General features: G+C 72.5%; 4 protein-coding genes. All 4 read right to left on the bottom strand.

The genetic code is table 11. The features are described 5' to 3' along the window. Window positions 1-292 (bottom strand): aldo/keto reductase (locus VGD70_RS36115; RefSeq protein ID WP_331089535.1); only part of this gene is annotated, 292 nt, incomplete at its 3' end. Between the two features lie 61 nt (window positions 293-353). After that, window positions 354-1100 carry an enoyl-CoA hydratase/isomerase family protein gene (locus VGD70_RS36110; RefSeq protein ID WP_331089533.1) on the bottom strand — a complete coding sequence of 249 codons (747 nt, stop codon included), beginning with the start codon at window positions 1098-1100 and terminating at the stop codon, window positions 354-356. A 58-nt stretch (window positions 1101-1158) separates the two neighbouring features. Next, window positions 1159-2220, bottom strand: coding sequence for an acyl-CoA dehydrogenase family protein (locus VGD70_RS36105; RefSeq protein ID WP_331089531.1), 1062 nt, complete (start codon window positions 2218-2220; stop codon window positions 1159-1161). Then, a partial coding sequence (locus VGD70_RS36100; protein WP_331089529.1) for an acyl-CoA dehydrogenase family protein occupies window positions 2217-3079 on the bottom strand: 863 nt, incomplete at its 5' end. The genes VGD70_RS36105 and VGD70_RS36100, both read right to left, overlap by 4 nt.

Here is a 3079-nt window from a genome sequence, read left to right as displayed (position 1 = left end):
TCGGACCCGGCCGCATCACGCCGTGCACCTTCGTCGCGATGACGACCTCGTCGCGGTTCGCGAACTCCGCCAGCGCACGGCCGACGATCTCCTCGCTCGACCCGTCGGAGTAGACGTTCGCGGTGTCGAAGAAGTTGATCCCGGCCTCGAGTGCCCGGCGGATCAGCGGCCGGCTGCGCTCCTCGTCCAGCGACCACGGGTGCCCGCCGCGGGCGGGATCGCCGAAGCTCATGCACCCCAGGCAGATGGGCGAGACGTCCAGACCGGTACGGCCCAGCTTCCGGTACCGCATGACCGCCTCCGAACGCTCAGGGAATCCGTGGTCGACCGGCTCCGGACGCTACAACGGGCAGTTACCCGGCCGACCGGCGCATCGACCACATCTGGGAGGGGCGCTCGAACTGGGTGGCGATCTCCCAGCTGACCGGAGTCACCGTCTCCTTGCGGAAGTTGCCGACCGCCACCCGCGCCAGCTCCGGGTCGGCAGCCACGCGAGCGGCCAGCTCCAGCGCCCGATCCTCGACCGCGGCGTCGTCCACCGACTCCCAGGCCAGGCCGAGCTCGACGGCGCGCGAGCCGTTGATCTCCTCGCCGAACAGCGCCATCGCCGCCGCCGCCTCGCGGCCGATCAGCCTCGACAGGAGCACGAAGTGCCCGCCACCGGGGTGCATGCCCCGCTTGAGGAACCCGCACAGCAGACGGGCGTCCCGCGCCACGATCCGGAGGTCCGTCGCCAGCAGCATGTTCATGCCGGCGCCCACCGCTGAACCGCGGACAGCGGCCACCGTCGGAACGCGTACCTGGCCGAGCCGGTAGAAGGAGTCGTAGATCCGCCCCATGCCGTCATAGGTCTCCGGCGCCGCCGGGTCCTTGCCGGCCGCAGTCAGGGTCGCGATGTCGCCGCCCGCGCAGAACGACTTCCCGACCGCCCGGACGACCAACGCGCCGACCTCCGGCCTGGCGTCCACCTCGTCGAACGTCGCGATCAGTTCGTCGGCCATCGTCGGCGTCAGCGCGTTGCGCCGATCCGGGGCGTTCAGCGTCACGATCGCGACACCGCCGTCCACCTCGAGGAGGACCTCACCAGAACCAGCAGCCACGACATGCCTTTCGGACGAGCGGGACGGCAGGGACTGCCGGCCCGCAGTGATGGATGGATCAGACGACGCGGGTCAGTGCGGGCCAGAGCCCTTCCGGACCGTCGGCGAGCACACCGGCGCCGAGCACCCGCGACCAGGCGAGCTCGCTGCCGGCCTCGTCGCGCCACGACCACAGCCGCCGGGTCAGATGGTGCAGCTTGTGCTCCTGCGTGAAGCCGATCGCCCCGTGCACCTGGTGGGCCAGCCGGGCGACGACCTCGACGGCCGCCCCGGCCCGCACCTTCGCCGCCGCGGCGGCAAGGACGACGTTCTCGCCCCGCTCGACGGCCTGGACGGCGGCGTCGGTCAGCGCGGTCACCGCGGTCACCTCGCCGGCCATCTCGGCCAGCTCCATCTGGATCGCCTGGAACTTGCCCAGCGGCCGGCCGAACTGCTGCCGTTCCCCCGCGTACTGCACCGTCCACGCGAGCACCTGCTCCAGCGCCGCGGCCAACTGCACGGCCCGCGCGAGCGCGTACCGGGCCCGCAGTTCCTGGGCCTGCGCGTCGGTCAGCAGCGCACCGGTCGCGGCGACCCCGTCGAGCACCAGCGAGCCGCGCGGCTCGCCCGCCAGGTTGAACGCGTCGCTGGCCGGAAGGTCACCGACGGCGACCAGTGCCAGCACCGGTCCGACGGCGCTCGTGGCGAGGACGGCCACGTGCTGCGCCGCCCCGGCCCACGCGACGTCGGTCGCCGTTCCGGTCAGGCTGAACCGGCCGGGACCGTCCCCGTCGTCGGACGCCTGCGCGGTCACCGCGTCGGCGACGGCGAACGTCAGCGGCTCCTCCGGCGAGGGCAGCGTCAGCTCCGCGGCCACGATCGCCGGACCGGCCACCAGCAGCTGCTCGGCGACCGGCACCGCGGCGGCACCGGCGGCCAGGGTGCGCACGATCGCCACCGCGTCGGCCAGCTCACCGCCCGACCCGCCGGCCTCCTCGGGCAGTCCGACACCGGTCAGCCCCGCGTCGGCCAGCGCCGACCAGAGCCCGGCGTCCCACCGCCGCTCGGCCGTCAGCACGAACGGCTCGAAGCCGGAGAGGATGTCCCGGACGGTCTCGACCACCAGGTCCTGATCACTCATCGCAGTCCCAGCCCCCGCGCCACGATCCCGCGAAGGATCTCGTTGGTCCCGCCGCGCAGCGTGTACCCCGGCGCGTGCAGCTGTGCCTCGGCGAGCGCCCGGCCGAGCGGGTCGGGCGAGTCCAGGGACGGCGTCACGTCGACCACCTTCCGGATCTCCTCGATCACGTCACCCTCGAACGTCGTCCCCACGTCCTTCACCAGCGCCGCCGGGATGTTCGGCAGCTCCCCACGGTCCAGCGCCGCCGCGATCCGCAGCGACATCTGCCGCAGCGCGAGGATGCGCGCGGAGATCCGGCCCAGCGTTGCCACAGCGGCCGGGTCTCCGGTCTCCGCCACGCGCCGGCCGAATTCGGCGACAAGTGGATATGTCGACAGGAAGCGCTCCGGGCCCGACCGCTCGAAGGCCAGTTCGGCGGTCACCTGGTGCCAGCCGTTGCCCTCCTCGCCGAGCAGCATGTCGCCGGGGACGACGACGTCCTGGAACACCACCTCGTTGAAGTGGTGGCCGCCGTCGAGGATGCGGATCGGGTTGATCGTGATACCCGGCAGCGACAGGTCGACCAACAGCTGCGACATGCCGGCGTGCCGGTTGGCCGGGTCCTGCGGCGCGGTGCGCACCAGCACGATCCCGTAGTGGGAGTGGTGCGCGTTCGACGTCCAGACCTTGGCGCCGTTGACCACCCAGTCACCGTCGGCGTTGCGGGTGGCCTTCGTGCGGATCGAGGCGAGGTCAGAGCCGGAGTCCGGCTCGCTCATCCCGATGACGAAGAAGCACTCGCCCGCGGCGATGCGCGGCAGGAGCTCCTGGCGCTGCTTCTCGGTGCCGTAGGTGAGCAGGTTCGGCCCGGACTGCCGGT

Source organism: Actinophytocola sp. (assembly GCF_036402745.1).
Taxonomy (GTDB): Bacteria; Actinomycetota; Actinomycetes; order Mycobacteriales; family Pseudonocardiaceae; genus Actinophytocola.
Note: the sequence above shows the minus strand (reverse complement) of the source record. Positions and strands in the feature narration are given on the sequence as shown.